20 protein-coding genes and 1 riboswitch are annotated in these 24,245 nt (G+C 47.5%); of the genes, 12 read left to right on the top strand and 8 right to left on the bottom strand.

The annotated features are described in order from the left end of the window. Positions 1-214: 214 nt before the first annotated feature. The 6 genes from NO352_RS19045 to NO352_RS19020 all read left to right on the top strand — a co-directional run bounded on the left by NO352_RS19045 (position 215) and on the right by NO352_RS19020 (position 7,303). On the top strand, positions 215-574 hold the full coding sequence (locus NO352_RS19045) for a protein kinase (protein WP_163975330.1): 360 nt from the start codon (positions 215-217) through the stop codon (positions 572-574). A gap of 162 nt (positions 575-736) precedes the next feature. Then, the gene (locus NO352_RS19040; protein ID WP_289356516.1) at positions 737-2,386 is read left to right on the top strand and encodes a methyl-accepting chemotaxis protein; all 1,650 of its coding nucleotides are present in this window, start codon (positions 737-739) and stop codon (positions 2,384-2,386) included. 172 nt (positions 2,387-2,558) lie between these two features. Continuing rightward, positions 2,559-4,013: a spore germination protein gene (locus NO352_RS19035; protein ID WP_289356515.1), complete on the top strand. Its 1,455-nt coding sequence runs from the start codon at positions 2,559-2,561 to the stop codon at positions 4,011-4,013. Between the two features lie 18 nt (positions 4,014-4,031). Then, positions 4,032-5,141 carry a GerAB/ArcD/ProY family transporter gene (locus tag NO352_RS19030; RefSeq protein ID WP_289356514.1) on the top strand — a complete coding sequence of 370 codons (1,110 nt, stop codon included), beginning with the start codon at positions 4,032-4,034 and terminating at the stop codon, positions 5,139-5,141. Further along, the gene (locus NO352_RS19025) at positions 5,138-6,277 is read left to right on the top strand and encodes a Ger(x)C family spore germination protein (RefSeq protein ID WP_289356513.1); all 1,140 of its coding nucleotides are present in this window, start codon (positions 5,138-5,140) and stop codon (positions 6,275-6,277) included. The genes NO352_RS19030 and NO352_RS19025 overlap by 4 nt, the downstream gene beginning before the upstream one ends. Positions 6,278-6,409: 132 nt before the next feature. Next, positions 6,410-7,303 carry a DUF2268 domain-containing putative Zn-dependent protease gene (locus NO352_RS19020; protein ID WP_289356512.1) on the top strand — a complete coding sequence of 298 codons (894 nt, stop codon included), beginning with the start codon at positions 6,410-6,412 and terminating at the stop codon, positions 7,301-7,303. Between the two features lie 146 nt (positions 7,304-7,449). On the opposite strand, the gene NO352_RS19015 is transcribed toward NO352_RS19020, so the two are convergent. Then, the gene (locus NO352_RS19015; protein ID WP_289356511.1) at positions 7,450-8,304 is read right to left on the bottom strand and encodes a helix-turn-helix transcriptional regulator; all 855 of its coding nucleotides are present in this window, start codon (positions 8,302-8,304) and stop codon (positions 7,450-7,452) included. A gap of 560 nt (positions 8,305-8,864) precedes the next feature. Between NO352_RS19015 and fabF the strand changes: the two genes are divergently transcribed. Further along, entirely contained in the window at positions 8,865-10,100 is a 1,236-nt protein-coding gene (gene fabF / locus NO352_RS19010) for a beta-ketoacyl-ACP synthase II (protein WP_289356509.1), read from the top strand. Between the two features lie 91 nt (positions 10,101-10,191). Here the strand turns inward: fabF and gntK are convergent, their stop codons facing one another. From gntK to NO352_RS25205, 5 genes are all read right to left on the bottom strand, one after another. Beyond that, complete coding sequence (gene gntK, locus NO352_RS19005) at positions 10,192-11,739, bottom strand: gluconokinase (RefSeq protein ID WP_289356508.1); 1,548 nt, start codon at positions 11,737-11,739, stop codon at positions 10,192-10,194. Between the two features lie 34 nt (positions 11,740-11,773). Beyond that, entirely contained in the window at positions 11,774-13,135 is a 1,362-nt protein-coding gene (locus tag NO352_RS19000) for a GntP family permease (protein ID WP_268621936.1), read from the bottom strand. A gap of 126 nt (positions 13,136-13,261) precedes the next feature. Next, a complete protein-coding gene (locus tag NO352_RS18995; RefSeq protein ID WP_005544171.1) occupies positions 13,262-13,942 on the bottom strand; it encodes a GntR family transcriptional regulator in 681 nt (226 codons plus the stop codon). 121 nt (positions 13,943-14,063) lie between these two features. Next, the gene (gnd, locus tag NO352_RS18990; protein ID WP_005544170.1) at positions 14,064-14,963 is read right to left on the bottom strand and encodes a phosphogluconate dehydrogenase (NAD(+)-dependent, decarboxylating); all 900 of its coding nucleotides are present in this window, start codon (positions 14,961-14,963) and stop codon (positions 14,064-14,066) included. A 367-nt stretch (positions 14,964-15,330) separates the two neighbouring features. Further along, a complete protein-coding gene (locus tag NO352_RS25205) occupies positions 15,331-15,519 on the bottom strand; it encodes a putative holin-like toxin (protein ID WP_353961274.1) in 189 nt (62 codons plus the stop codon). Positions 15,520-15,710: 191 nt separating this feature from the next. Beyond that, a riboswitch (SAM riboswitch) is annotated at positions 15,711-15,818 on the top strand. A 93-nt stretch (positions 15,819-15,911) separates the two neighbouring features. Here NO352_RS25205 and NO352_RS18985 point away from each other — a divergent pair. From NO352_RS18985 to NO352_RS18970, 4 genes are all read left to right on the top strand, one after another. After that, positions 15,912-16,925: a methionine ABC transporter ATP-binding protein gene (locus tag NO352_RS18985; RefSeq protein ID WP_289356504.1), complete on the top strand. Its 1,014-nt coding sequence runs from the start codon at positions 15,912-15,914 to the stop codon at positions 16,923-16,925. Beyond that, positions 16,915-17,580 (top strand): methionine ABC transporter permease, encoded by a 666-nt coding sequence (locus NO352_RS18980; RefSeq protein WP_005544167.1) that lies wholly within the window; start codon positions 16,915-16,917, stop codon positions 17,578-17,580. The genes NO352_RS18985 and NO352_RS18980 overlap by 11 nt, the downstream gene beginning before the upstream one ends. Before the next feature lie 105 nt (positions 17,581-17,685). Continuing rightward, complete coding sequence (locus NO352_RS18975) at positions 17,686-18,537, top strand: MetQ/NlpA family ABC transporter substrate-binding protein (RefSeq protein ID WP_289356502.1); 852 nt, start codon at positions 17,686-17,688, stop codon at positions 18,535-18,537. A gap of 5 nt (positions 18,538-18,542) precedes the next feature. After that, complete coding sequence (locus tag NO352_RS18970) at positions 18,543-19,643, top strand: iron-containing alcohol dehydrogenase family protein (protein ID WP_268621945.1); 1,101 nt, start codon at positions 18,543-18,545, stop codon at positions 19,641-19,643. A gap of 102 nt (positions 19,644-19,745) precedes the next feature. Here NO352_RS18970 and NO352_RS18965 read toward each other — a convergent pair whose 3' ends face one another. Continuing rightward, complete coding sequence (locus NO352_RS18965; protein WP_289356501.1) at positions 19,746-20,918, bottom strand: YhgE/Pip domain-containing protein; 1,173 nt, start codon at positions 20,916-20,918, stop codon at positions 19,746-19,748. A 103-nt stretch (positions 20,919-21,021) separates the two neighbouring features. Then, positions 21,022-21,543, bottom strand: coding sequence for a TetR/AcrR family transcriptional regulator (locus tag NO352_RS18960; RefSeq protein WP_289356500.1), 522 nt, complete (start codon positions 21,541-21,543; stop codon positions 21,022-21,024). 743 nt (positions 21,544-22,286) lie between these two features. Between NO352_RS18960 and thrS the strand changes: the two genes are divergently transcribed. Then, entirely contained in the window at positions 22,287-24,200 is a 1,914-nt protein-coding gene (thrS, locus tag NO352_RS18955) for a threonine--tRNA ligase (protein ID WP_268593910.1), read from the top strand. Positions 24,201-24,245 lie beyond the last annotated feature (45 nt).

The following is a 24,245-nucleotide window of genomic DNA, read 5'->3' as shown; positions in this document are numbered from 1 at the left end:
GGGGATATTCTGTGCAGGGGGGATGAACATCGATCATAGCTGGAAGGGTCTGGTTGCGGATAGTCGGCAAGCAGATAATTTGATTTTATGTAACAGGAAAAATAGCAATAAGCATTGGCATGAGGCGACATATTGAGTAATATTCAGTATGAGCAGTTGAGCAATGGTTTGAACAACATACTATGAATCATTTACATCTAGGAGGAGATTTACTATGTTCGAAACAAAATTTGATGCAGTTAAAAACCGTGTGTATGTGAAGCTTGAAGGCATGATGACAATTGAGGAAGCGAAAGAGTACGATATGGCTGTTCGCAAAGAAGTGGATAAAGCGAAAGAAGGCTATACGTTCTGCATCGACATGGCAAAGGCACAACCAGCACCAGCTGACGTTAATGACTATTTGTCAGGTTTGCGCGATTACATGGCTACCAAAAAAACAAAAGGATCTTCCATGATCGTAAGCTCTGCATTGACGAAGCTGCAATTGTCCCGCTTGGTTAAAGATCTTGGCGGCGCTTATGGCGTAGCACAAAGCTACGAAGAAGCAGATCGCTATTTGGATAGCTTGTAATATCGTCTTTATTCTTTATTCTTCATAAGCAAGGACAATAAAGGGATGACCTGCCCGTTTTCGGACGGGCAGGTCTTTTTGTAACGAGTAACTAGAGCAAGTGCAATGACCAACTACGCGTAGTATATAAGAATACCCTATTACATAAAAGGTGTGACAGGAATGAAATCTCAATCTATGAACGAACGAATACGTGCGTTATGGAATCGCTGTTTTCAATCACTGTTAGCGCGGATATTATTGCCTATCAGTCTTATTACTCTGCTTGTCATTGTGGCGACCAGCATGGTGAATGCAAGCTTTATTAAAAATGTCGTGAACGACATCATGGTCGAAGATACCCATACAGCCGTTCGGCAAATTGGAAAGCTCGTCATTCAGCAGGGCAAGGATGATCCGAAGGCGGTATTGAATTTGATCGCTTATAAGGAGAACAGCTCTTCCTTGCTTGTTAAGAATGGTAAGGTAATAGCCCGTTCCGGAAAGGGTCTGACTAAGGAAACAGAGGGCAGCCTGCAGCCGCTCATCACAGGCGAGCAGAATGAAGTCAAGCTAAGCGATGGACTCGGCGGATATGCATATGCGGCAAAAGCAGGGGACTATACGGTAGTCGCTGTTTCGAATTATGATGATTTTGACAATAGTCTTGCCTCTTATAATTGGCTCATGTTGGCGGTGATTATTAGTTCCTTGCTCGTCATCTGTGGCGTAACTTGGGTACTGGTGGATCGCCTGTTTATTAAGCCGATACATAAGGTATCACGTGCTGTTGAACATATAGGCTCGGGTGACTTTTCGCATCAAGTAGGAATGACGGAACAACGCAAAGACATTTGGGGCAATGTAGCGCGCAGCTTTACAAGCATGAGAGTCAATCTGAAGGGATTGGTCGATCATGTTGTCGATACAAGTGAGAACATTAATACGACCTCGAATGACTTTGCAATCAGCTCGCAGGAAACGAGCAAATCATCGGAGCAGATTACAATTTCGCTGCAAGATATATCAATGGGCGTGGACGAGCAGGCCAAGAAGCTTGCTGAGGTCGGTCAAATGATCGAGGATGTGACGATGGCAATCGGCGAAGTGGATCAAACTGTGAAGACGATTACAGGCGAATTCACGAAAGCCAATGATAAGGTTGTGCATGGCAACGACATCGTCAATGAAACGATCAGCCATATGAAGCAGCTGTCTGATAATGTGGAAGCAAGCACGGGCATGATGAACAGCTTGCAACAAAAATCCGATAAGGTCGGCGAAATTCTAACGATTATTACTGATATTGCGGGGCAAACAAATCTGCTTGCATTGAATGCTGCGATTGAAGCAGCCCGGGCAGGGGAGCATGGCAGAGGCTTTGCGGTTGTAGCGGATGAAGTTCGCAAGCTGGCTGATCAATCGAATCAGGCCGCTCTTGAAATTCAGCAGATTATTGGAGAAGTTCAATCCGAAACGGGAAATGCAGCCGAGACAATGGATAAGAGCAATCATTTCGTCCAATCTGCCATTCAAAGTGTAAATGAGACGGGCGATGTCTTCCATGCCATTGTGGCGATGATGCAGGAAATATCCAATCTAGCCAGCATGGTCGAGGCAATCGTCCAGGAGGTCAATATTAGCTCTCAAGACATGCTTGAGCGTGTTCAGGGAGTTGTGGCCATTTCGGAGGAATCCGCTTCAAGTGTGCAATCGATTGCTGCTGCTACTGAAGAGCAGAATGCGGTTATGGAAGAGCTGGCAAGCTCGGCCGAGGAATTCAAGCGCATGGCAATGGGATTGCAGGAGTCGTTGACGAAATTTAAATTTTAATATCTATTTTGACAACTAGATTATACAGTGCTTGAACCGGTACCTATCTGAGGTATCGGTTTTTTTATTGGCTGCCAATAATCGCATGATTTTGCTTCCAGCAGGGAATAATTTGTCTGATCATCCAGCATGTTTGCCACTTTCATCAATGTGATTACAGGAGGGTTGATTCATGGCGGACTTCGATTTTGCAGCTTCCCTGAAGGAACAAATATCGGCACAATTTCATCATCGCGTCAATCTTGTGGTAAGAAGTATTTTGCCTAGTGTTGCTCTATGCTATATGCCTGATCATGTCGACTTGCAACAGCTTCATACCTCCATTATTAATCCTTTGCAGAAGCTTGATGAGACGCCATCTCGCGAGGAATTGAACAGTTTGCTTCCCGTTGGAGAGCTTATAGATATAACTTCCGTTCTGGATTGCATTCCCTTGATCGTGAAGGGATGGGTTTATATCGCGACGCCCCAGGCTGGAATTGCAGCTAATGTAGCAAACCTGCCTAAGCGTTCTCTTACCTCACCAGAGAATGAGACGACCATATTAGGCCCAATGCTTGCCTTTACAGAGTCAATCGAAACGAATACAACTTTGCTGAGGAATTCGATTCCGGATACGGATCTGTGCAGCGAGGAATTTAAAATTGGCAACAAGCGCAATTTGACGGTCAATCTCATGTTCATGGCAGATCGAGTTAGCCAGGAGCGGCTTGAACTGGTACGTCAACGCATTAAGCGGCTTCGCCTCAATGATGTGACGGGCAGCTCTGAGCTTTTGCACATGATCCAAGATAATGATTTGAGTGTCTTTCCGCAATTGATGCTGACGGAACGTATTGATTTGACGAGCCATTCTCTGCTTGAAGGCAAAATCATCATTTTGTTGGACGGAAGTCCGCTTGTGATCGTAGGTCCGAGCGAATTCATTGACTTCTTCTTGTCGATGGAAGATCGCTATTTAGGATGGGGAATCGGGACATTTATTCGCGCGCTGCGAATGGTTGCGTTAATTCTTTCTGTATTTTTGACTCCAGCCTATGTTGCCGCACTCACTTTTCATTATGAAATGATTCCTTCCTCCTTGCTCGTATCCTTGATTGAATCACGCTCTAGAGTCCCGTTCCCACCTTTATTTGAAACGTTGATCCTGGAAGTGACGATGGAGCTGCTGCGGGAAGCCGGCGCCCGGCTGCCGACTAAGGTTGGACAGACGATGGGCATTGTTGGCGGTATCGTCATTGGGCAAGCCGCGGTTCAAGCCGGATTTACGAGCAATATACTCATTATGCTGGTAGCCCTTGCGGCTCTTGGTTCTTTTGCAACTCCAGATTATTTGATGAGCAGCAGCTTACGGCTTGTCCGGTACCCGATGGTTCTCTTTGCAGGCTTCTGGGGCAGCATCGGCATTGTCTTTGTAACAGCTTTAGTCATGATGCACCTGATTCGTCAGACGAGCTTAGGAAGACCTTATTTCTCACCAGTTCACCCTATTAAGCATTCTGACTTAGCCTATGATGAGGTACTGCTTCCTGAACCGGGTGGCTTGACTTCAACTGGGCACAAGCTTCGTAAATATATCCGATCCATCTCCATCCGTTCGCTGTGGACGGGGAAAATCGATGATTAGTCATTTGTAGGTGATAAGATGAATAGCGGGACACCCCATAAATATCAATTCAAGGCCTACATGCTGCTGTTCCTCGTATGCAACGTGCAGATTGGTGTAGGGTTATTCGGATTTCAACGGTACATATATAAGGAGGCGGGACATGATGCCTGGATGTCTGTTCTGCTTGCAGGGATCGCCACCCACTTCATTATTTGGATTATGGTGAAAACCTTGGATATGCATCAAACACTCGACCTGTACGGCATCCAGCAAGTGCTGTTCGGCAAGTGGGCTGGTGGAGTGTTGAGTATTTGCATGATGCTCTATTTTCTCACGAATATGACGACAATTGTCAGGACGTATATTGAAGCCATTCAGTCGTGGATTTTCCCAGATTTTCCGACATGGCTGCTCTCGCTCATATTGGTTGTACTTATGGTGTATGGCAGTTTGGGTGGGATTCGGGTCATTTTGCAGACTTGCTTTATCAGCTTTTTCTTGATTATCGCTACCTCCCTCTTGTTCAATTATCCAATCCGATATGTGGAGTGGAGCCGGATATTGCCGATTTATGATACGAATGCTCAGCATATTTTCGTAGGGGCTATTAAGATGGGTTTTACGATTACGGGGTTCGAAGTTATTTTTATGCTGTACCGTCATGTGAAGGATAAGGATAAGGTGATGCGCTACGCTCAAGCGAGCGTGCTTTTCACCAACATTCTGTACTTGTTTATTATGATCGTATCGATCGTCTACTTCAGTGAGAATCAGATGCTTCGCACGATCTGGGGTTCCATCAATCTATTGAAAATTATCAAGTATCCTTTCTTGGAGCGGATTGAGTTCATCGCCATTCCCTTCTGGATGTTAGTTGTGCTGCCTGGCATTATGCAACTGGCTTGGAATATACTGCGGGGCACTGTACAGCTGTTCGGCTGGAATGAGAAGCTGACGTTGTATGGATTGGCCGCCATTGTCATGGTGGTATCCAGCTTCCTGCATAATCGGGGTCAAGTAAATCAGCTGAACGATTATATCGGAGTGTACTCCGTTATTGTTTCGTATTGTTATCCTCTACTCTTGTACGTATTGACGTATGTGGTTCAGTGGCGCAAACGTGGGAAGGGGAGTGATGCTCAATGAGGTTGTTGTTCAAACGCTTGTTCAAGGCGGTGTGTGTGCTTTCCATGCTAGTGCTTCTTACTAGCTGCGTACAGACTAGCGTACTGGAGAAACTGGGGCTAAGTGTGGCGATCGGGTACGATGCATTGCCCGAAGGCAAGTTGACAGTTACTTCAGTTCTTACAAATCCTGAGCCTGAGGCAAAGAAGAAGACCAAGATTGTGTCTTGTATCGCGAGCAGCAGCAAGGGGGCTCGGATCAACAATAATCGCCAATTGTCCCATACGCTTGTAAATGGGCAGGTTCGCGTCGTTGTCTTTGATGATAAGCTGGGCAAACAAGGAATAACAGATGTCGTTGAGAACTTGACTCGGGATCCGTTCTTCGGAGATATGATTTTTCTGTCCATAAGTGAAGGGCCGTCGCATGAATTGCTGAATCATAATTACGAGCAAATTCCGAATATCGGAACGTATTTGTATGAAATGCTGCAGCAGCATATTCAAGATGATTGGGTGCCTTCTTGTACAGTTCATGATTATCGGAGCGCCTTCTATAGCGCCGGTAGAGATCCGGTGCTACCAATGCTACGCAAGCTGTCTAATGGAGTTGAAATTTATAGTCTGGCCTTGTTTCAAGGAGATAGGGTGGCCGGAACGATCGGAGCGGGAGAGAGTTATTTGCTTAAGCTGCTTCTTGGGAAAATGGCTACTTTGAAAGAGCTAAAAATCGATCGTGAGGAGCTTCGTCCTTATTTACATGAAAATCGAAAGGCAGATGGTTATGTACGGGTGGTCATCTCGACCCTTGGAAGTAAGGAACATATCCGTCTCCTTTCGACATCTCCACTGAAATTCCAAGCCAATCTACGCATCAATGTGGAGCTGCAGGAAATTACCGATGAATATGATTTCAGCCAACCACAGGCCAGTAAGCTGCTTCAACAGAAAATAGGGGAGACATTAACAAAGGAAACAGACAGGCTCATTAAAAAGCTCCAGCGCATCGGATCAGATGCAATTGGCTTCGGCGAGGTATACCGCAGCTCAGTAAGGCACTCCGAACTGACATCTGAAAAGTGGAAGAAGATGTTCCCAGAGGCCAGCATTCAACCTCAAGTCGAGGTGAACATTGTCCGAACAGGTACGATTGAATAATAGAGTTCACGATTTTTGTTTACCTTTGTTACGAGTTGAACGATTGACTCTTACGTAACGTGATGGTGTAGCCTGATGGTATTCCGCCCTATCGGGAAGGAGTATACCATGAAGAGCTGCAGGTGAAACCTTATGAATATTCACGTCGAAGACACGTTAAGTCAGTACGAAGCATTGGCAGCGATGCCGCCAGAGAAGAGAGATGACTATTTCAGGCATACGATGATGAAGCCATTTCAGTCGATGTGGGAGACCATTCATGTACCCATAACAGCGAAGCAGCCGAACGGCTATGATGTGGTAATGGCTACTCAAATGATGGGCTTCCTTTCGCTTCAGCATCAGGATGGGATCGAGAAGGCAAGGAAGTGTCTGGAGGAAATTTGCATTCTGGAGCTTGCGAAGGAGACCTTGTTGGAATGTATCCACCGCATAGACTCGGCGGGGCTGGCAGTAAGGGCAGAGGAAGTGAGACTCGGCGCGTACATTGCTGATCCTGACAAGCTTAGCAGCCAGCAGGGCTATACCGGATTTGGCGGAATTCCGGGATATGTTCTCATTATCCTGGATCCAAACAGCTACAATATTCCGCGACTTCCGGCGCTAATCGCTCATGAGTTCCATCATAACATCCGCTTCTCCTATTTCGATTGGAACCATGGAGATGTAACGGTGAGCGACTATATGATCATTGAAGGCTTGGCAGATTCCTTCGCAACTGTGATGTATGGAGAGGAACTGCTCGGTCCATGGGTCACAAATATACAGGGCGAGGAGTTGGATAATTGTTTTGAGGTTATCCGTGGAGCATTGGATACGAAGGGGTTTGCCGAGGTGAGCAGCTATATGTTCGGTGATGAAGCGGCTGTGCGTGAAGGTTATCCAACGGTCGGATTGCCTGCGGGTGCTGGATATGCGGTTGGCTATCACGTTGTTCAGTCCTTCTTGAAGAGGAACCATGTATCTATTTATGAAGCGACTTTGCTGCCCACGGAGGTCATCATCCAAGGGAGCGGACTGTTGTAAGCTTTTATGGGATGGAAAGCTTGACCCCTTAGTTAGGTCATGTAAGACCCTAAGCAAAGGACTTCTGCCTAGGGTCTTTGGTCTTTATCCTTTATTGTTCATCGAGCTTGTTGGGTGTTGCTCTTGTGTCTATTGTATCTTGGTCGCTACTCATGCTGTAGTTCATCTTTTCTCATAAATCGGATCAGCTTTTCCTCGGTAGACGAATGCTCAATCGGGGTAAATACGCTGCAGCGCAAGTCCATGTTCCCCTGCAAGAGCAGTGAAGTAAGGTTGAACAGCATCTTGCCAGCTTTCGCATGCCGGAATTCGATGGTAACATCAGGGGCGATGCTGACTGGGCTCGCTTCCCACAATGCATGGAATTCGGGATGAAGCTTGGACATTTGCTCCACGAAATTCGTATACCATTCGTCTCCTACATACTGACCGTAATAAGCTCGGAACATAGCTAAGAAGCCTTTAACAAAGTGCTCCCAATTGACAGCTAACGAGCGCAGCTCTTTTCTGGTGAAGACGAGCCGGATTAAGTTGCGCTGCTCTAATGGAAGCTGTTCGAAATCGAGAAATACGTAGGCCGCGGCGGCATTCCAACCGACAATATGGAAGTGCCGATCCGTAATAATCGTTGGGCAATATGTCAGCTCGCTCAATATTTTCCCAAGCGACGGTGGTATCTTCGTGATGCTAAATTCTTGCTGCGGGGTGTTCATATGTTTCTCTAGTGCTAGATCATACAAATATTTGCGCTCATCCTGATTCAATTGTAGGGCGGATGCTATAGCATCCAGTACAGATGGTGATACCGTAATATCTCGCCCTTGCTCCAGCCAGGTATACCAAGTCGTGCTGACTCCCGCCAATTGGGCTACCTCTTCTCTGCGCAGGCCGGGTGTTCGGCGCCTGATACCAGCCGGCAATCCAACTGATTGAGGTTGTATGATCGAGCGCTTGGATTTGAGGAAGGTAGACAGGGCTTCCAATCTAGTTTGATTTGACATGGCTATCCTCCTAATACAAGCTAGTAGTACATTTGTTTCGCTTATGTAGAATTATCGACTCAATCAGCCGCGATTTCCTCTCGTGTTTTACAAGATGACAACATGCTGCCCTCGCTCATTTATTTTCCAAGAACGTAACGACTTGCTGGATCTTCGCTGAGCATCCTGATCATAAGCTTGGGCTAGAGCTGCTTTGAAGGTAGTCATGACATTAACCTCTCTGTCCATGAATTGCGAACGTTTGTTTCCTTTATTATAGAAATAGATTCCTGATGCTGTCAACGATAGATGCAATTGAGATACAGTGGATAGCATTCTAATTCGCTCACTGCTAACGTCTTAACGCCGTAGTTGATTTAGGATACAGAGTAGATTCAGGTACTAATTATACTAGTATAACCAACAACTTGTAATAGGATAATACCTGTGTGACAATATCGTAAACCGTTGAGTGGCATGATCCATGAGATGGTTCTTGAAAATGTTGAGCAGATACACATTTACAAGAAGACAGTAGAGACATAGGCTTATACGATTACATTACTAAAGGAGGGGTATAGATGGAGCCCGTAGTCATTACAGGATTAGGGGTGATCTCCCCAGTAGGAAATGATGTAGAAACGTTTTGGCAGAACTTAGTTGCCGGGAAGTCGGGGATTTCCACTATAGATACATTCGATGTAAGCGGCCATAAGACGAAAATTGCCGGTCTTGTTCGTGAGTTTGATGGAGATGAGCTTTTCGGGCGCAAAGAAGCAAGACGGTTGGATCGATTTACTCAATTTGCACTTGCGGCTGCAGAACAGGCGTGGGCGGATTCTGGGCTGGTGTTGGATGAGATTGATCCAGAGCGTTTAGGCGTCTATGTGGGATCAGGCATTGGCGGAATTGAATCCTTGATTGAAAATGTCGATGTGCTGCGCAGCAGAGGTCCTGGCAGAGTCAGTCCGACCTTGGTGCCAGCCATGATGGCGAATGCAGCCTCAGCGCAGATCAGCATTAAATGGGGAGCACTTGGACCAACGATGTCCCATGTGTCTGCTTGTGCGATCGGAAATACGGCGATTGGCGAGGCCTTCCGCCTCATTCGCTCTGGAGGGGCGGACATCGTATTTGCAGGCGGAACGGAAGCGGCGGTTACTGACTTGTCATTAGCCAGCTTCAGTAATGCAACGGCATTATCAACAAGGAATGATGATCCGACGAAGGCAAGCCGTCCTTTTGATGCGGATCGGGATGGATTCGTCATGTCTGAGGGTGCGGGCGTGCTCATTTTGGAATCGTTGTCGCACGCTTTGCGAAGAGAAGCGCGAATCTATGCAGAGGTTCTCGGATACGGGGTAAGTTCCGATGCATACCATATTGTTGCAACACACCCTGAAGGACGCGGTGCTTATCTCGCAATGAGAACGGCATTGCATGATGCATCAATTTCTGCCGAGGATGTTGATATCATTAGCGCACATGCAACGAGTACGGAGGTTGGCGATCTTGCCGAAACGATGGCTATCAAAAAAATGTTCGGCGAATATGCCAGTCGTATTCCGATTACAGCAAACAAGTCGATAATGGGCCATATGCTGGGGGCTGCTGGGGGAACGGAGGCGATTGCGCTCGTAAAAAGCTTACAGGATGGCGTCATTCCACCCACGATTAATTTGGAGAACCCAGACCCGCATTGTGATTTGGATTATGTCCCTCATGAAGCACGCAAAGCAAACTTGAAGGTGGGTCTATCTAATTCCTTCGGCTTCGGCGGACATAACGCGGTTATCGTGTTGAAAAAGGCTGAATAACTAAGTTGCATAACTGTATGAACATTAAACGTACAAAGCCCCTGAACTGCGTATATTTCGCATAGTCAGGGGCTTAAAGATTTCTGGGGTTTTACGATTCAAACTGCTTTTGCTGGAAACGGGCAATCGCCTCATATTCCTCATCGAGTTTGCGGAAGATGGAAATGTAAATCGGCAGCAGCTCATGATAAGTTGCAGCTTGATCCGGATCTGGCTCGTGCTTGTGTGTGGAGCCTACCATGTCGGCTACGATTTGAAGCGAGTCGGTTCTTCCAGTAGCGTAGAGACCGAGCACGACTGCCCCGAGACAAGAGCTTTCAACACTTTCAGGCACAACGACCTCCTGGTCGAAGATGTCGGCCATCATTTGCCGCCAAAGCGGTGAGCGGGCGAAGCCGCCTGTCGCATGAATTTTGCTTGGTCGTCCCATCTGTTCTTCCATGGCAAGCAATACGGTGTACATATTAAAGATAACGCCCTCCAGTACGGCGCGGATCATATGCTCCTTCTTGTGGTGCATCGTTAAGCCAAAGAAGGAACCTCGCGCGTTCGCATTCCAGAGTGGAGCGCGCTCACCTGTCAAGTAAGGATGGAACAGGAGCCCATCCGCACCGGGCCGCACTTGTTCAGCGATTCTTGTAAGCAAATCATAGGCATCAATGCCAAGGCGCTTTGCAGCTTCGACCTCGGAAGCCGCGAGCTCATCGCGTACCCAGCGGAACAGCATACCGCCGTTGTTCACGGGGCCGCCAATGACCCAATGCTTGTCAGTCAGTGCATAGCAGAATATTCTGCCCTTTGGATCGGTAAGCGGTTGGTCGACAACCGTGCGGATCGCTCCGCTCGTTCCGATCGTTGCCGCCACGACGCCAGGTTCGATAGCATTTACTCCCAGATTGGATAGAACGCCGTCACTCGCACCTACGATTGCTGGTGTCTCTGGAAAGATACCCATCTCCTGTGCGTATCTCTCGTCCATCCCAGTTAGTTGGTGCGTGGTTGGAACGAGTGAAGAGAGCTTGTCTGCCGTTATGCCTGCGAGTTCAAGCGCTTCTTCATCCCAAGCCAGTTGCTGTAAGTTCATCATGCCCGTAGCAGAAGCAATCGAGTAATCAACAACATACGTATGGAATAGCTTGGACAGCACGTATTCCTTGATGGAAATGAACTTGGCAGCCTTGTTCAGCAGCTCAGGGGCTTCATCACGCATCCACATCAGCTTCGTCAGAGGGGACATTGGATGAATCGGAGTACCTGTACGCAGGTACAAGGCATGTCCCTTCGGATCCTGCTTTAGCCGAGCAGCATATTTGGTGCTTCGATTGTCTGCCCACGTAATGCATGGTGTCAGCGGATTACCGTTTGCATCGACAGCGATAAGGCTGTGCATCGCCGAACTGAAGGACAGGAAGAGCACGTCATCAGCTTGTACTTGTGCTGTGTTCATCGCTTGCTTCACCGAAGAGATTACGGCTTGGAAAATAAGCTCGGGATCCTGCTCGGCAATTGTAGCGTTTGGCGTATGCAGCGGATAACCTTGGCTGCCGGAGGAGACGATCTTGCCGTTTTCCTCGAACAGGACTGCCTTGGTGCTTGTTGTTCCCATATCAATTCCAATCATATATGCTGTATTACTCATAGGGTTAACCTTCTTTCCTTCATTGCCTTGTATATTACAATACTGTGCTTAACAGTAATATCAATGCTAATCCGACGACAGATAAGATCGTCTCCATGACAGTCCAGGACTTGAGCGTTTCAGGCACGGACATATTGAAAAATTCCTTCACCATCCAGAACCCGGCATCGTTCACATGGGACAGTACAATGGAGCCTGCGCCGGTTGCCAGCACAACCAATTCTACATGAACTCCCGGATTCATCGCCAGTACCGGGGCAACAATCCCGGCTGCTGTCGTCATGGCAACGGTTGCAGAACCAGTTGCGACACGAATCAATGCTGCAACGAACCAAGCGAACAGAATAACATTAATATTGGCTTGAGTAGCCAGTTCAGCGATTGCGCTGCCGACACCGCTATTGATAAGCACTTGCTTGAATGCGCCCCCGCCGCCGATGATCAGGATGATCGTTGCGGTTGGTGCCAGACATTCACTTGTGAAGCGGGATAGGTCTTCCTTCTTGAAGCCGCGTGTATAGCCGAGCGAGAAGAAGGAGAAAACGACTGCGATTAGAAGTGCGATAATTTCATGACCGATGAATTTGCAAAATACAGATAAGCTGCTTACGCCCTGAGGATCGACAATGTCTGCAACAGAACCAATCAGCATGAGAATAACAGGCAGTAAAATCGTGAACAATGTGATGCCAAAGCCAGGGAGCGGTCGATCGCTCTTTTGTGCAAATTGCTCAGCCAGCTTGGCTGGCGGCTGCACCTGAATACGCTTACCAATGAATTTGCCGAATATAGGACCAGCAATAATTGCTGTGGGAATCCCGATCAGCAAGGAATACAAAATTGTATGTCCAAGATCGGCTTGATAGGCGTCAATGGCGATCATTGGTGCCGGGTGCGGCGGTACGAGACCGTGCACAGTCGATAGACCTGCCAGAATCGGAATGCCGATTTGGAGCAGGGACTTGTTCGTCTTGCGCGCAACGGTAAAGACGATTGGAATAAGCAAAATAACTCCGACTTCAAAAAATACCGGAATGCCAACTATGAATCCCACTAGCAGCATTGCCCAGTGAACGCGAGACTCTCCGAACTTATCGATTAGCGTAGTAGCAATTTGTTCAGCACCGCCGGACTCAGCCATCATCTTGCCAAGCATCGTGCCGAGCGCGATGACGATTGCTATGGTGCCTAGTGTGCCGCCAAGACCTTGTGTAATCGATTGCACAACATCCTGCGGCTTCATGCCGGTCAGCAGCCCAAGCATAAGTGCGGATATGAGCAGGGTTACGAAAGGATTCCATTTTAGCTTGGCAATGAACACAATAAGAAATACGATCGTAATAAATGTCCATACTAGTAATGTTAGATTGTGACTCATTCCGAATAATGTGCTCATGATGTAGTAGCCTCCTTTGAAAAGTGCACGTTATGCGTTATATTCCAAATACAGCGCTTTCATTCAAACTTGAATACTTGTCGACAACTTGGTGATACAAAAACCTATATTTGTTGCAGCTTGCCGTCAGGATTGCGGCAAGCTGACATGCAAAGTGCGATTTGAATCGGCGAAGTATGCAGATACAACCTGCTGAATCGTAGAGGTATTCTTCGATTGAAGCCCTCTTACAATCGTGCGGTGCTTCTCAATTACGCTAAACAGCTTCGCTTCACCTTCAGAGAAAATTTCTTCCGTGGTCAGGAGCATGACGGTCATAACGATCTGCCGGATGCTCGTCCACAAATGAAGGATACGCTTATGTCCCGCTGCAGTGACAATCGCCTCATGGAAAGCCAAGTCCTGATAAGCAAATTCAACAGGATCATTGTACTTCATCGCCAGCTCCATCTTATCGATCATTTGCAAGAGCTTCTTGTTCAGCTCATCTATATTCATAATGGCGAGCCGCTGCTGAACAAAGCTCTCAATAAGATAACGAACGTCGTACAACTCCTCAACATCGGTAAGGCTTAATCCCAATACAACAGCTCCCATTCGTTCTAAGCGGATAAGGCCTTCGTTAGAGAGCGTTTTCAACGCTTCGCGGACAGGAGAGCGGCTGGTGCCGAAGTCGGTCGCCACTCGATTCTCCGATATAATTTCGCCTGGCTTAATCGTCCCATTAATGATTTGTAGTCGCAGCTCACAGGCGATGGATTCCCCAAGGGTTGCGCCTTGCAGCCACTGCTTTGGATAGTGTGCCATTTTTGAACTCTCCCCATGAATGGTTTTCTGAACCATATCTTGCATAAGATTTGGTTCTGATTGTATCACAGTGCTGCACGACGCGACCATCGGGTTAATCGTCATTCCATAAATGTTTAAATTAGTCCTTCGTAACGACTTGGTGTCCGCCGAACTCGTTGCGCAACGCAGCAACTACTTTGCCGTGGAAGGAATCCGATTCAAGCGAACGATATCTCATGAAGAGGGACATCGCGATAACAGGTGCGCTTGCTTGCAGCTCCAATGCAGTTTCCACTGTCCATTTGCCTTCGCCAGAGCTTTGCATTACTCCACGAATGCTGTCCAGCTTCGGATCTTTGGAGAAAGCGTTTTGCGTCAGATCCATCAGCCAGCTGCGTATAACCGATCCGTTCGACCATACGCGTGCAACTTGTTCGTAATCAAAATTGAAGTCGCTCTTGTCCAATACTTCGAACCCTTCTGCGATGGCTTGCATCATTCCATACTCAATTCCGTTGTGAACCATTTTCAGAAAATGTCCACTGCCGTTCTTGCCTGCATACAAATAGCCTTGATCTACTGCGATATCCTTGAACAAAGGCTCAAGTGTAGCGAACACTTTCTCGTCGCCGCCAATCATAAAGCAGCCGCCTTCAGCCGCGCCGGATACTCCGCCGGATGTGCCTACATCGAAATAATGAGCGCCCTGCGCTTGTAACTTCTCGCCTCGAGCGATCGATTGCTTGTAGTGGGAATTGCCGCCATCAATGACGATGTCCCCTGGAGAAAGAAGGGGGAGCAATGTTTCTACTACTTGATCGACGATTTCGCCGGCTGGAACCATCATCCAGATGATTTTAGGCGAATCCAGCTTGGATACGAGATCTTCGATCGTATCTGCAGGAGTTGCTCCGAGTGCCGCTGCTTTTTGACGCTGCTCTGCGTTTACATCGTAAGCGACTACCTGATGCTTATGCTGCAATATGTTATCTACGAGGTTGAAACCCATTTTGCCAAGGCCAATCATGCCTAATTTCATGCTGTATTCACTCCTGTGATCATGCTGTAAGTACAACAAGTATACTTGTATACAACTTAATGTGATCTTATCTTACTGTCTTCTGGCTGATCTGTAAAGTGGAAATTGTAAGCGCTGTATCAAAGTTGCATACTAGGATGCAGTCTTATTAGGGTGGTTCAAATGGGAGAAAGTTATGTATTCCTGCCCAAGTTGCATCCATATATATTACTTCAGCTTAAGGAAATCCATTGCGAAGAATAAAGAAATATTAGATGATATGAAAGTGTATGACTCGGTGTGAATTGCTCCTGTTTGCGATCACATTGCATGTATATATTCCCAGTGATATGATTAAGAATAAATAAGGAGTCGGCGCAACCGACCCCTACACAATAGCCGCTTTTAAGGGCGGAAGGCTTTTTGGAGCATAAATAGACCGCATCCTTTGACCTAGGGAGGTCTGTTTATGTTTATTGAGGTACATCAGCAGTGTAATAATCAATGTAATTAACGCTAGTATCCATAGACCGAATTGGAGCATGGCGGATAACGCTTCATATACGCTCACAGGCATCACCTCCCTTCCGGAGGATAGCCGACCGCCCTTGTAAGCCATTCTATTGTATGTTCCATATATATGCCTTCAAAGCTGAATGAAATGTAAGAGAGCAGATAAAGAATCACTTTGAAATTGAAATGAAAATATTGTTGACAACTCATATTTTCAGATGTAATATTTTCAACAACAAATGACAACTTCATACTACCTTATCAAGAGTGACTGAGGGACTAGGCCCTATGACGTCCGGCAACCTTACTAGTGAGTAAACGGTGCTAAATCCTACGGAATGATTCCATTCTGAGAGATAAGTGTGGCGATACTGCCAATTCAACCTCTTTCTCTTAGGGAAAGAGGTTTTTTAGTATTCATCCAGGGTTAAGCAACAGGAATGGCGGGGGGATCATATGATCGAAATTCGGAATTTGGTAAAGGAATATCGAAGCAAGTCATCGACCGTCATCGGCGTAAATAACGTATCCCTTACGATTCGCAAGGGAGAAATTTACGGGATTATCGGACGAAGCGGGGCGGGGAAGAGCTCGCTGCTGCGCTGCATCAACCTGTTGGAGGAGCCTACATCCGGCAGCATTTTTGTCGATGGAGTTGACTTGACGAAGCTGCGCGGGGAGAGCTTAAGGCAGGCAAGATTAAAGATCGGCATGATCTTTCAGCACTTTCATCTTATCCGCTCCAAAACAGTATTCGAGAACATCGCCTTTGCCCTAAAGGCCAACAATAAGTCGAAGGCTGATCTTGAGCCGCGGGTAATCGAACTGCTTGAAATGGTTGGGTTGGCTGATAAACGCGATGTATATCCTGCCCAGCTCAGCGGTGGTCAGAAGCAGAGAGTAGGCATCGCCAGAGCGCTGGCGAATGAACCGCATGTGCTGCTGTGCGATGAAGCAACATCTGCGTTAGATCCGGAGACGACACAGTCGATTCTGGAGCTGCTGAAAAACATCAATCGCGAGTTGAACCTGACGATAGTGCTGATTACGCATGAGATGGAAGTCGTAAAGGACATTTGTGACCGGATGGCGGTTATGCAGAACGGGAAAGTGGTAGAAGAGGGGCCAGTCTACAACATTTTCTCTGATCCACAGCATCCGATGACGCGCTCGTTCATCAGCAGTTTGTTCCAGTTCAACCTTCCAGAACGGCTGATTCAGCATTGCAAGGGAACGATTGTGAAAATTCAATTTGTGGCACCACAAGCGGAGGAGGCGATTATTACCGATGTGATGGCTCACTTTAAAATTAGAACAAATATTCTGCATGGCAAAATTGAATATATCCATGACAAACCGCTTGGCATTCTCATGTTAGAACTGGACGGAGAAGTGTCAGACTTGCGGCAGGCACTCGACTACATCAAAGAACGAACCTATCGATTGGAGGTTCTTCATCATGCTGAGTGATTCGATCATCCAACTGCTGCCGGACTTGGGCAAGGCTTTTGTCCAGACGCTCTATATGGTTGGAATTTCACTGTTTGCTGCCATAATTCTGGGTCTTCCCATTGGAATTCTTTTATTTGTAACCGATAAGGGGCTGTTCCTTGAAAATGCGTTTACGAAAAATGTGCTGGGTTTTATCGTCAACATGATACGGTCGATTCCGTTCATCATTTTGCTGGTGACACTGCTGCCGCTGACGAAGCTCATTGTCGGCTCCACGATTGGTCCGACGGCTGCTTCGGTATCACTCTCGATTGCGGCAATTCCGTTCTTTGCCCGCTTGGTAGAAACGGCGCTGCGCGAGATTGACAAAGGCGTCATCGAGGCGGCAATTTCCATCGGTGCAACACCGTGGATGATCATTAAGGATGTTCTCCTTCCTGAAGCAAAGTCAGGCATCATTCAAGGCGTGAACATTACAGCAATCAGCCTCGTCGCTTATTCGGCAATGGCTGGAACAGTCGGTGGAGGCGGAATCGGCGATTTGGCGATTCGATTCGGTTACTATCGCTACGACAACACTGTCATGTTTGCCACGGTAATCATTCTGATCTGCTTGGTGCAGATCATTCAGTACGGCGGTGACTTTATAGCGAAGAAAGTAGACAAGCGATAATGCTATTTCAGCGATGCTTATTTCAGACTAACTGCTGAATCCAGCAAGGACTGCTGTTTGATTAGCAGTCTATACAAAAAATATCGTCAAACGGAGGTTATCATCATGAAGAAAACAGCTCTTATTCTTTCTCTTATTCTAGCAATTGGCTTGCTGGCCGGATGCGGCGGCAAAGATACATCAACAGCTTCAGGCGAAAATAGCAATGTGAGCACTGAAAGTAAGGTGCTGAAAATCGGGGCGACAGCAGGCCCTTACAGTGATATGGTAACGAAAGCGATCAAGCCGATTTTGGAGAAGAAGGGGTATCGTGTCGAGCTTGTTGAATTCGGAGATTATGTACAGCCGAACTTGGCGCTGTCCAACGGCGACTTGAGCGCGAACTTGTTCCAGCACAAGATCTATATGGAGAACTTCGCAAAGGAAAATAAAATTGGCTTGTCGGAGCTCATTTCTGTGCCAACGGCCCCAATGGGAATCTATTCGACCAAGTTCAAATCATTGGACGAAATCACAGACGGGAGCACAGTAGCAATTGCGAACGATCCGACCAACCTGGCTCGTACATTGGGACTGCTGCAAGACGCAGGACTCATTACGGTGAACAAGGAAATCGACCCGCTGCGTGTATCAGAGAAGGACGTGAAGGACAATCCGAAGCAGCTTGTTCTGCAGCCAATTGAGGCTGCTCAGCTGCCGCGGGCAGTAGATAGCGCTGACCTGTCTCTTGTTCCCGGTAACTTCGCGCTTGCAGCGAAGATGAATCTGCTCGATGCATTAAAGCTCGAGAATATGCCGGATGATTATCGCAACCGCGTCGTGGTGAACACAACTGACTTGGATAAGCAGTTCGCCAAGGATTTGAGGGAAGCTGTTGAATCACCAGAATTTGAAAAAACGATGGATAAGCAGTTCAAGGGCTTTGGCAAGCCAGAATGGATGCTGAAAAGGAAGTGAAATCAATGCCGAAGGAAAAGGAAGGGCAATCTATCGTCGTTAGAGGCACACCAGCCGTGTATCATTGTGAGCCAGGTATATTGGGCAAGCTGGACGCGTTATTGGCACCATTTCAATACAAGCGAGTAATCGTCGTTCATGGCGATCGCTCCTTGGAAGCAGCACAGCCGTATTGGCCACAAGAATCGAACATAACGTTGTTATATCTGCGTTATCAAGGGGAATGCACATTGCAGGAAGCACATCGCATTGCTTGCTATGCATTGGCAGAACGAGCGGATGCCATTCTTGGTCTCGGCGGCGGCAAGGTGATGGACTTGGTTAAAGCGGCGGGCAATACGTCGGGGCTGGATACGATTCTTGTACCGACGCTCGCTTCGAATTGCGCAGCATGGACGCCACTTAGCGTGTTCTATAACGAAGTAGGACAATTCACCCACTATTCCGTATTTCCGAAAAGCACGCTTATGGTGCTGCTTGAACCACGCATTGCCTTGCATGCACCTGTTGATTATCTGCGCGCAGGGATAGCCGATACATTAGCAAAATGGTATGAGGCGGATGTGCTCATTCGCAATTTGCAGCACCGCTCAGCCGCAGTACAGGTAGCACATCTTACTGCTCGTCTATGCCATACTGCTCTTCTGGAACATGGACGTCAGAGCATTTTCGACGCGGAACAGAAGCAGCTATCCGATGCTTTCGTAGAGGTAGCGGAGACAATCATTATGACGGGCGGCCTGGTTGGCGGTTTCGGCGATCATCTTGGCCGAATTGCGGGGGCCCACTCAATCCATAATGGCCTGACCGCTGCGCCAGCTACGCATCATTTGCTGCATGGGGATAAGGTCGCGTATGGCATCCTCGTTCAGTTAGTATTGGAGGACAATGTAGAGGAAGTGAAGCAGCTTCTCCCATTTTATAAGGATTTAGGTTTGCCGTATCGTCTTAATGATTTAGGTTTGTCCGGTGAAGATCGGGCAACGCTGGAGAGCATTGCACGGCAAGCTGCTGCTCCACAGGAATCCATTCACCTGATGAGGCAAGAAGGCGTAACCGCGGCAGACGTATACGGGGCTATCGTAAAGCTGGAGCAAATGGTATAGCGATTAACGAGTGAAGCGCCATCTATTCGCATAATGCGGAGGACGGCGCTTCGTTGGATTTTATTGCACGCTCTCTACAATCATGACGAGTTTACGTACGGGCTACGACGCCAATTGAGCATGCTCTTTCGGCTTGCGCTTCAGTAACTGTATGCCTCCCACTATAGCGACTGTCAGTAAGATAACAATTGCTAAGATGAGCAAGAGCGAATAGATTGAATTCGTTATGGCTGGACCGCCGTTCACCAAATTCATAATCCCATTGACCGCATAGGTGGCAGGAGAGTAATCACTTATCGTCCGATAGAAGGTCGGCAGCAGCTCGCGCGGCAGCATGGCTCCAGATGTAATCAATTGAATCGACAACAGGGCAATATTGACCCATGCGCCTGCATCACTAAAGATATAAAATGAAAGCTGCGCGACATATAAAAATGTAATGACATAGACGAGCTGGAACAGCCACATCAAGGCAATGCCTTGTTCAGAATGAACGCCCATAAGTGTAACCATGCCTGTGCCAACAGTTGTGATCACAATAGAGGCTGTAATAGTAAGCAATGAGCGGGCCGTTAGCAATGTCCAGCAGCCGCATGTCTGCTTGATTGTTTTGGCGGCCTTATTCATTTCCATGGCGAGCAGCATACAGCCGACAAAAGAAGCAAGCAGCATCATCATAGGCACCATCGACCATGAAAAATTAGAGATGGGATGAATGTTGTTCATATCGGCTACGATGCGCGCAGCCATTGACTCTGAGAGACTATTCGCTTGTATATGTGGAATTTGTGCCTGCTCCAGTACATTAGTCATACCCGTACGAACCGCTTGTTCATTGAGCGAGGCAGTAAGTTGACTTGCGACCGATTGCATCACACTTTTCACCATGCTTGGATTGGATTCATTCACAGAGTAGGTGACGACTGCCTTCTGAGCTGGATCCATCAACTGCTTAGAGAAGTTTACTGGGATGTGCACGACCATTTGCAGCTTGCGTTCGTTAAGATGTGTCATCGCTTGTTCCAGACTGGCTTCCTCCGTCATATGAAAAGGCAGCTTTTCTATCATCGCTTGCACGGCTTGCGTGCCGATCGCTTGATCCTCATTCACAACCGCTATGGCGAGCCGATTCACATTGTCCGTCAAATGATCATATCCCGTCAGCCAGATTAGGCTGAACAACATTTGAAAAATAAGCGCAGTTATCATGCCGATTATGACTGTCGGCGACTTCAATAGGTGAAAATAAGCTGATTTTACAGACATCTTGTTCATGAATACATACACCTCATACCTTTATTTATTTATCAGTCAATAAATATAACGCAAAAAAAAGTGCGACCTCGCAGAGGCGCAGTGAAGCAGGTTCTTATACCGTTTATTGTTTTGGCCACGGTGATAAATTAGGCGCTTCTAGCACCTCTGACATCGTAATAATTAGACCGGAGCCGATGAACATGCTGGCAGCGAACTTGGCATTCGGAATTCTAGCTTGTTCAAAGCGTCGAATGACGGTCTGATGAATTAAGGTGAAATGGTCGCGCACCGCATCTCGCACCGCTGGCTCTGATGTCGTAAATGCCTGCATTGTCACAAGCATCTCGTCGCGATGCGTCTCGATAAGTTTGCCGAAGGCGCGTCCCATCGTCTCCACTAACTGTTCAGGGGGGGCATCCACACTGGAAAAGGCCTCTTCAATTTTCCCCTTAGCGCGTTCGAGAACAGCAATGAATAATTCTTCCTTGGATTTGAAAAAGTGAAACACATAGGGCTGCGTCACACCAGCCGCCTTAGCGACATTAGCGGTTGTAGTTTTGTAAAAACCGTGCTCGGCAAAGGATGCGACAGCGGCGTCAATAATTTGATCCTTGCGAGAGGGAGAGGCTTCTTTTGGCGACATGTCGGTTCAACACCTTACTTGAATTAGTTATTTATTAATCAATAAATTAATGCTTCTCGTACGAATTGTCAAGCGAATATAACAAAAAGGGATGGGTACTTTCAAGCCAAGATCATGGTCTGCCTTAGTCCAAGCAGAATGCCTTTTTAAGGCATGTATTCCCTTCTGTACGTAGTTCATGAAGCCGGAATGCTTCCTCTTTGTAAAATATGGACAATTTACCTGCGACGTTATGCTAGCACAGCCCTATATGCAGATCAATTGGGTTCCTTTGGAAGAGCGAGGGAATTAATTTTTTTAAAATAATATTGACTTTTCTTGCGAAATGTGGGTAACATTATCTCCATATTCATCAGGCGATGACCAAAGACATGATTTCCTGCACGAACTGTCCAGAGAGAGAAGCGATTGGTGCAAGCTTCTTCAGCTACGGTTGTGAAATTACCCCTTTGCAGCCGTGGTGTTGAACTCAAGAGGCCGCAATTGCGATCCAAGCAGTTGCAAGCGGCGACTTGATAGTAAGCAGCACCGTCCCATCCTCGTTATCGGATGACCAATGAAGGATCTTGCAATTGCAGGGAATGGCGGCTTGGCCCGTTCCAACACACAATGCAGGATTGAATTAGGGTGGAACCACGAGACAGAACGCACTCGTCCCTTACGGGGAGAGATGCGTTTTTTTGCGTTCTCTCAGGGCGGCGTTCTCCATTCAATAACGACTATGAGGAAAGGGAGGCTGAAGCATGGAGATCAAGGTAACATTTCCAGACGAATCGAACAGGAGGTATTTGCAAGGCACGACCATCGAAGAAGTTGCAGCATCGATTAGCACAAGCTTGAAGAAGCAAGCACTTGCCGGAAAAATCGACGGTACGCTCATGGATGTTGACACTGCGATCGAGCATGACAGCCTCATTGAGATCGTCACAGCAGACAGCAAGGATGGTCTTGCCATCATTCGCCACAGCACGGCACATATTTTGGCGCAAGCCATGAAACGCATATATGGAACGGATGCAGTTAAGCTCGGGATTGGACCGGTCATTGAGGATGGCTTTTATTACGATATTGATATTGAAAAGCCATTGTCGACCGAAGACCTTGCGGCCATTGAACAAGAGATGTCCCGCATCATTCAGGAAAACCTGCCGATTCAGCGCGAGGTAGTCAGCCGAGAAGAAGCCATTCGCCTGTTTACAGAATTGAAGGAGCCGTTGAAGCTGGAACTGATTCACGACCTGCCGGAGGATGCGGTCATTCGAATTTACAAGCAGGGGGAATTCCTTGACCTGTGCCGCGGACCCCATGTTCCATCGACTGGGCGCATTAAGGCATTCAAGCTGATGAAGGTGTCTGGCGCATATTGGCGGGGGGATTCGAACAACAAAATGCTGCAGCGCGTATACGGCACAGCTTTTGCAAAGAAGGATCAACTGGATGACTATTTGCATATGCTCGAAGAGGCCAAGAAGCGCGACCACCGCAAGCTTGGAACGGAGCTCGGACTGTTCATGTTCTCTGAAGAGGCGCCGGGCATGCCATTCTACTTGCCGAACGGCATGATCATTCGCACAGAGCTGGAAGATTTCGCGCGCGGGCTTCAGCGAAGACGCGGCTATGACGAAGTTCGCACGCCGCTTATGATGAACAACCGCTTGTGGGAGCAGTCCGGGCATTGGGATCATTACAAGGACAATATGTACTTCACTAAGGTTGACGATACAACATTCGCTCTGAAGCCAATGAACTGCCCGGGACATATGCTGATTTATAAAAATGAAATGCACTCGTATCGCGAGCTTCCGATTCGACTTGGCGAGTTCGGTCAAGTGCATCGTCATGAAATGTCCGGCGCTTTAAATGGCATGCTTCGCGTCCGCACGTTCTGTCAGGATGATGCGCATCTTTTTGTCCGCCCGGATCAGATCGAAGAAGAGATCGGCAAGGTTATGGCGCTGATTGATCATATTTATAACGTATTTGGCTTCGAATACAAAATTGAATTGTCCACGCGGCCAGAGGATTCAATGGGCTCCGAGGAATTATGGAACGAAGCGGAGCGCGCACTGCAAACCGTATTGGATAAGCGCGGTGTCGCATACCGGATCAATGAAGGGGACGGTGCCTTCTATGGGCCGAAAATCGACTTTCATATTTTGGACGCACTCAAGCGGAGCTGGCAATGCGGTACGATTCAGCTCGACTTCCAAATGCCGGAGAAATTCGACCTGTCCTATATTGGAGAGGATAGCCTGAAGCATCGGCCTGTTGTTATTCACCGCGCGGTGTATGGCTCGATTGATCGGTTCATTGGCATATTGACAGAGCATTATGCAGGAGCATTCCCGACATGGCTTGCGCCCGTTCAGGTGGCGGTACTGCCTGTGTCGGATCTTTTCGCCGATTATGCATATCAAGTGAAGGAGTCGCTGGAACAGTCGGGCATTCGTGTGCAAGTGGATGCGCGCAATGAGCGTTTAGGATTCAAAATACGCGAAGCGCAGAAAAGCAAAGTTCCTTACATGCTAATTGTAGGAGAGCAAGAGCAGGCTAGCAGAAGCGTGTCCGTCCGTAAGCGGGGCGAGGGCGATCTAGGAATGCAGCCAATTCAACAAATTGCTGAGTGGATTGAAAAGGAAATAATAGCCAAGGTGTAGAATAAAATCTCATGAATTCGGTATTTTGAACGCGAAGGAGATGAG

The sequence above is a fragment of the Paenibacillus sp. S-12 genome, from assembly GCF_030363895.1.
GTDB lineage: Bacteria > Bacillota > Bacilli > Paenibacillales > Paenibacillaceae > Paenibacillus_B > Paenibacillus_B alvei.
Note: the sequence above shows the minus strand (reverse complement) of the source record. Positions and strands in the feature narration are given on the sequence as shown.

What these genes read in the sequence shown, in the direction of transcription:
- NO352_RS25205 (WP_353961274.1), bottom strand. Translation starts at nt 15,519, where the DNA reads ATGCCTGTGAGCGTATATGAAGCGTTATCCGCCATGCTCCAATTCGGT.
- NO352_RS19045 (WP_163975330.1), top strand. Translation starts at nt 215, where the DNA reads ATGTTCGAAACAAAATTTGATGCAGTTAAAAACCGTGTGTATGTGAAG.
- NO352_RS18995 (WP_005544171.1), bottom strand. Translation starts at nt 13,942, where the DNA reads ATGGCACACTATCCAAAGCAGTGGCTGCAAGGCGCAACCCTTGGGGAA.
- NO352_RS18985 (WP_289356504.1), top strand. Translation starts at nt 15,912, where the DNA reads ATGATCGAAATTCGGAATTTGGTAAAGGAATATCGAAGCAAGTCATCG.
- gnd (WP_005544170.1), bottom strand. Translation starts at nt 14,963, where the DNA reads ATGAAATTAGGCATGATTGGCCTTGGCAAAATGGGTTTCAACCTCGTA.
- NO352_RS19020 (WP_289356512.1), top strand. Translation starts at nt 6,410, where the DNA reads ATGAATATTCACGTCGAAGACACGTTAAGTCAGTACGAAGCATTGGCA.
- NO352_RS18965 (WP_289356501.1), bottom strand. Translation starts at nt 20,918, where the DNA reads ATGAACAAGATGTCTGTAAAATCAGCTTATTTTCACCTATTGAAGTCG.
- NO352_RS19000 (WP_268621936.1), bottom strand. Translation starts at nt 13,135, where the DNA reads ATGAGCACATTATTCGGAATGAGTCACAATCTAACATTACTAGTATGG.
- NO352_RS19040 (WP_289356516.1), top strand. Translation starts at nt 737, where the DNA reads ATGAAATCTCAATCTATGAACGAACGAATACGTGCGTTATGGAATCGC.
- NO352_RS19025 (WP_289356513.1), top strand. Translation starts at nt 5,138, where the DNA reads ATGAGGTTGTTGTTCAAACGCTTGTTCAAGGCGGTGTGTGTGCTTTCC.
- NO352_RS18975 (WP_289356502.1), top strand. Translation starts at nt 17,686, where the DNA reads ATGAAGAAAACAGCTCTTATTCTTTCTCTTATTCTAGCAATTGGCTTG.
- fabF (WP_289356509.1), top strand. Translation starts at nt 8,865, where the DNA reads ATGGAGCCCGTAGTCATTACAGGATTAGGGGTGATCTCCCCAGTAGGA.
- NO352_RS18980 (WP_005544167.1), top strand. Translation starts at nt 16,915, where the DNA reads ATGCTGAGTGATTCGATCATCCAACTGCTGCCGGACTTGGGCAAGGCT.
- NO352_RS19015 (WP_289356511.1), bottom strand. Translation starts at nt 8,304, where the DNA reads ATGTCAAATCAAACTAGATTGGAAGCCCTGTCTACCTTCCTCAAATCC.
- NO352_RS18970 (WP_268621945.1), top strand. Translation starts at nt 18,543, where the DNA reads ATGCCGAAGGAAAAGGAAGGGCAATCTATCGTCGTTAGAGGCACACCA.
- NO352_RS19030 (WP_289356514.1), top strand. Translation starts at nt 4,032, where the DNA reads ATGAATAGCGGGACACCCCATAAATATCAATTCAAGGCCTACATGCTG.
- NO352_RS19035 (WP_289356515.1), top strand. Translation starts at nt 2,559, where the DNA reads ATGGCGGACTTCGATTTTGCAGCTTCCCTGAAGGAACAAATATCGGCA.
- thrS (WP_268593910.1), top strand. Translation starts at nt 22,287, where the DNA reads ATGGAGATCAAGGTAACATTTCCAGACGAATCGAACAGGAGGTATTTG.
- NO352_RS18960 (WP_289356500.1), bottom strand. Translation starts at nt 21,543, where the DNA reads ATGTCGCCAAAAGAAGCCTCTCCCTCTCGCAAGGATCAAATTATTGAC.
- gntK (WP_289356508.1), bottom strand. Translation starts at nt 11,739, where the DNA reads ATGAGTAATACAGCATATATGATTGGAATTGATATGGGAACAACAAGC.